This window comes from Nostoc sp. FACHB-888, assembly GCF_014696655.1.
In the GTDB taxonomy this organism is placed as follows: domain Bacteria; phylum Cyanobacteriota; class Cyanobacteriia; order Cyanobacteriales; family Nostocaceae; genus Nostoc.
Window position 1 is genome coordinate 1 of sequence record NZ_JACJQM010000269.1, and the last position, 4,731, is coordinate 4,731.

The window sequence follows — 4,731 nt, forward strand, 5'->3', positions numbered from 1 at the left end:
TGTCAATGATTGCAATGCTTTTAGTAATTTTTTAATATAATTTTTAATATTGTTTTGTATTTGTAACTAAGAATTTAGCATAACAAGTACTGAAGAACCAAAAACTTTTTGGTTTACTGTTTTTTAGTTAATGTGTCAGTTTATTTATTGTCCACTCAGTAAATACAACAGGCTTTGGGCTAAAATTACGTTACTAGTATGTGCAATTATCCAAATATCCTTATTTTAGATAATATTGCTATTGTCTAAAATCAGAAATACAAGGATTAGCGAGCGCACCGAAATTTGGTTGTTCACCAATCGTAAGATTTTTAGAGGGTACTATCATGCAAAATATGCTAAAACGCGCATTCCTACCTGGCTTGATGGCTGCTACTTTAGCTGGTACTGGCTTAATCCCGGTTCAACCTGCTTCTGCTGATGACCGAGTTCTTAATAATGCAGCCATTGGAGCCGGGGCAGGTGTATTAAGTGGGGTTTTAACAAATTGTGGTTCGGTATTAGACAATGCTTTTAAAGGTGCTGCTGCTGGTGCTGCTGTTAATGCTGCCAATGGTGCAAGACGCACCAGAGCTAGAGCAAGAAAGGGACGTTTACCTGTTCAAGATATCGCTGTAGGTGCTGGTGCTGGTGTATTGGCAGGTGCAATTTCTGGTGGTTGTAGAACTACGTGGAAAAATGGTGTCAATGGTGCTGCTGCTGGTGCTGCGGTTAATTTATTAGATAACAGAGGCAGAAGAAGATAATCTGTCATTGATCTGACTTTTCACGAGAATGGGGTAATATTTTTCCCCTCTGCTGCTCTGCTCATTATGAGGAATATTCATCTTCACCCTTCGGGTGACGCTCCCTCGTCGCTCTACACCTACGCTACTTAGTCCGCAACACCCTGAGAAAACTGAAGCTCGTTAAGACAGAGGATAGTTATTTTGTACAGTGCGTAAGTTCTAGTATTATTTTGGGTGAGACACTAATTGTGTTTTAACTTAAAAAACAAAGGACTATCATGCTCTGTCAAAAAGCCACGTGGTTCATTCCCGTAGCCTTAACTTTATTTAGTTTTGGAGCGAATGTACAAGAAGTAACCGCACAGAGTACGGAAAATATTTATAAGTTCAGTATTACTTACGACGCACTAGCTATCTTTGGTCCAGTTTTTAATGAGGAAAAAAACATTCTAGATGTAGCCGTTTTAGGTGAAAGTATTGGTAATGCCCCTTTCGGATTAACTAACTTTGACAGCAGAACTTATGGGCGTTTTGAAGAACGCGGAACCCAAATATTCAGCACATTTGATGCAGATCCATCTGTATTTGGCATACAAGGCAACCTTCGTGGCGATCGCTATTTTGGTGGTTCTAACGAGTTATATGGAAGAGCAAGCGATAGCGCTGTCATCGATCTGGTTCAACAAACTATTGTCGGTGGTGGCATCATAAATGTTACTGATGGAACTGGTATATTCGAGAATGCTACAGGCTTAATAACTTTCACCCAAGAAGACAGGCTGACTCCAGGTTCAACTGATGGACCCTTAACCTCTAGGGGTGTAGCTGTACTAAATTTCTCTATACGGACTCCTCAAAGAGTTCCAGAACCAGCAGCTACAACGACGCTAGTTGGCTTGGGTTTTACTGGAGCAGCTTTGTTGCTACATCAATATCGTCGTCGGGTTAATAATTTTGCAAGTGAGTTCGACGGGTTGAAAAAAGCGCAAAAAAGCTGAGGCTAAGTAATTAACGAATAAAAACTCGTCTGTGCTGAGATCGCATCTTCTCGCGCAAACACTTTGGAGATTTGCGGTTTGAGCCAACCTGCTGCAATGGCTTCCCAAACAACATGAATGATACCGTACCACTTTCGATGAGGATAAACCTCTACCCTGCTACCTTAAATAGAGGCAGGGGGCAGGGAGCAAGGGGAGGGAAAGTCGTAGTGAAGTCCAGAAATGGATAATTTATTTTTTGGAGTTCCCTAAACCAACTAACCCGAATTGAGGTGTTATAATTGCGTGACCACACTTAAATAATTTTATTTATTAGTGCTTTTTTACTCAAGCTAATAGATAATAAAAGTAAGTATTAGCAAAAATAGAGAACTCATATTTAAGGAGCTTTAATGACTAAACGTATTACCAGTGCTGTAAACTCACTAGTGACAAACTTCTCACGACGAAATGCACTTTTGTGGCTTGGAGGTACCGGAGTAACTACCGCCTTGATGGTGGGAACACAAAAGGAAGTGAGCGCTAAAGACAACAAAGAGTTGAAATTGGTAAACCCACCAACGTTATATGATGCAACCCAAAATGGCTATAGTCATATAGCTGTTGCACCATCAAGGGCGAGAACTGTCTATATTTCTGGTCAATTTGGGTCGGATTTACAAGGGAATCTTGTCTCCGATGACTTTGAACAGCAATTAATACAAGCTTTTAAAAACCTCCGTTTTGCCTTAGCAGCCGTTGGTGCACAACCACAAGATGTAGCAAAAACTACTATTCTTATAGTGGATTACAACCAAAATAAATTGCTCCCGTTAGGACGTGAAATTAGAAATTTTTGGGGATATAAACCACCAGCAAACACTCTTATTCCCGTTCCAAGGCTTGCACTTGACGGTATGTTATTTGAAATTGATGCTTATGCAGTAATTCCAGAAACACGTGATTGAGGGCTGGTTCAAAGATAACCCTCCCCAATGACAGTCGGTGGAGTAACAAACTCCCCCTGCTGCCCATCAATAATAAAATAGTCTCTCCAATTTGAGGAGCTAATTGCCTCTAGTTAGACTACAAAACTTAACTAAAAATCCCAGCAGGTAGTAGTAGTTCACTCTGATGAACTTGGCTTTTTAAAGGTTAAAGTGGAAAAAGGAAAGCGATTCAAAACCTTTCCCTTTTCCTAGTCCTTAGCGCATTTTTGTTACTAGCTTACGCTTTGCAGCTTCTTACTGAGTACCTCAACGCTTTTGTATAGGGTATTCTATATCTGCATTTGATGACTTAAAATTTTGTCCCCACTACTGGACTTTAGAAACAACGTCTGGATAAATTTGGTTGTCACCGAGTTTGATCAAGAACCTAGAAATTCTAAATCTAAACCTAGCTCATAATATTTAGTGATTAACATTAAATTGCCGTTGCTAATTTGGGAATAATAAGTTTAGAAATAACTCGAATTTAGCAGTATGTTCAACACTCATATTAGTATTTATGGATATCAGGTCATCGAAGAAATTTATAATGGTTCAAGAACTATAGTTTATCGAGGGTCTCGAGAAAGTGACTCATTACCTGTAGTGATCAAACTGCTGAAAAATCCCTATCCCTCCTTCAATGAACTGGTGCAGTTTCGTAATCAGTACACGATTGCCAAAAATCTAAACTCATCGCCAATCATCCAAACCTACAGCCTGGAGGCGTATCAAAATGGCTATGCGTTGGTGATGGAAGATTTTGGTGGCATTTCTCTCAAAGATTATTTTGCTCGTAACGATACACGAGATATCAGGCTTTTACAAGAGTTTTTACAAATAGCGATCGCATTGTGTAATACCTTAGAGATACTCTATAGTCAGCACATCATTCATAAAGACATCAAACCGAGCAATATTTTAATTAATCCTAAAACAAAACAAGTTAAATTAATTGACTTTAGTATTGCATCGCTATTACCAAGGGAAACGCAAACCCTAATCAGCCCCAATGTTTTAGAAGGGACACTAGCTTATATTTCCCCAAAACAAACAGGGAGAATGAATCGGGGGATTGACTACCGGACTGATTTCTATTCAGTCGGGGTAACTTTCTACGAGTTACTCACAGGAGAATTACCTTTTCAATCAAATGACCCAATGGAATTGGTGCATTGTCATATTGCTAAAGCAGCTCCTTTAGTACATGAAATTAACCCACAAATCCCGTCTATAATTTCGAAGATAGTCAGCAAACTGATGGCAAAAAATGCTGAAGACCGCTATCAGAGTGTATTAGGGTTAAAGCATGATTTAGAAATTTGTTTTACTCAACTGAAGACAACAGCCAAAATTGAAAATTTTCCAATTGCACAAAGGGATGTGTGCGACAGATTTATTATCCCTGATAAACTCTATGGACGAGAAGCAGAAGTAAAAACCCTACTACAAGCATTTGAGAAAGTTAGCCTGGGTGCAGTTGAAATAACGCTGGTAGCTGGTTTTTCGGGTATCGGTAAAACTGCTGTTGTTAACGAAATCCATAAACCTATTGTTCGTCAACGGGGTTATTTTATCAAAGGCAAATTTGACCAATTTAATCGGAATATTCCTTTTTCCGCATTTGTCCAAGCTTTCCGTAATTTCATGGACCAATTACTAACAGAAAGTGAGGTACAAATACAAAAATGGAAAAATAAAATTATTCAAGCATTAGGTGAAGATGGACAAGTAATTATTGAAGTCATTCCCGAATTAGAAAGAATTATTGGCAAACAGCTACCTGCACCAGAATTATCAGGTAACGCAGCACAAAATCGATTTAATTTATTATTTCATAAATTTCTTCAAGTATTTGCAACTAAAGACCATCCCTTAGAGGCTGTTTGAAAAGTCAAAGAAATGGTAAAAAAGCTCTCTCAGTATACGCTGTGAATATATAGTAGACAGCACTGAGAGAGCAACATGAGTAAAGCATACCCCAGCAATCTGACCCGTGCTCAATATGAATTTCTGAGTGACATGATTCCAGAACCA

At 38.9% G+C, this 4,731-nt stretch carries 3 protein-coding genes and 1 pseudogene; all 4 read left to right on the top strand.

The features are described 5' to 3' along the window. Positions 1–326 precede the first annotated feature (326 nt). Positions 327–746: a hypothetical protein gene (locus H6G26_RS38685; protein ID WP_190737064.1), complete on the top strand. Its 420-nt coding sequence runs from the start codon at positions 327–329 to the stop codon at positions 744–746. A 260-nt stretch (positions 747–1,006) separates the two neighbouring features. Further along, a complete protein-coding gene (locus H6G26_RS38690; protein ID WP_199327277.1) occupies positions 1,007–1,726 on the top strand; it encodes a hypothetical protein in 720 nt (239 codons plus the stop codon). Between the two features lie 392 nt (positions 1,727–2,118). Then, positions 2,119–2,673 (top strand): RidA family protein, encoded by a 555-nt coding sequence (locus H6G26_RS38695; protein WP_190737066.1) that lies wholly within the window; start codon positions 2,119–2,121, stop codon positions 2,671–2,673. Between the two features lie 516 nt (positions 2,674–3,189). Continuing rightward, positions 3,190–4,572: pseudogene (locus tag H6G26_RS38700) on the top strand (AAA family ATPase); the annotation flags it as partial. Between the last annotated feature and the right edge of the window lie 159 nt (positions 4,573–4,731).

Coding starts and splice junctions, on each gene's coding strand:
- H6G26_RS38690 (WP_199327277.1), top strand. CDS start 1,007: ATGCTCTGTCAAAAAGCCACGTGGTTCATTCCCGTAGCCTTAACTTTA.
- H6G26_RS38695 (WP_190737066.1), top strand. CDS start 2,119: ATGACTAAACGTATTACCAGTGCTGTAAACTCACTAGTGACAAACTTC.
- H6G26_RS38685 (WP_190737064.1), top strand. CDS start 327: ATGCAAAATATGCTAAAACGCGCATTCCTACCTGGCTTGATGGCTGCT.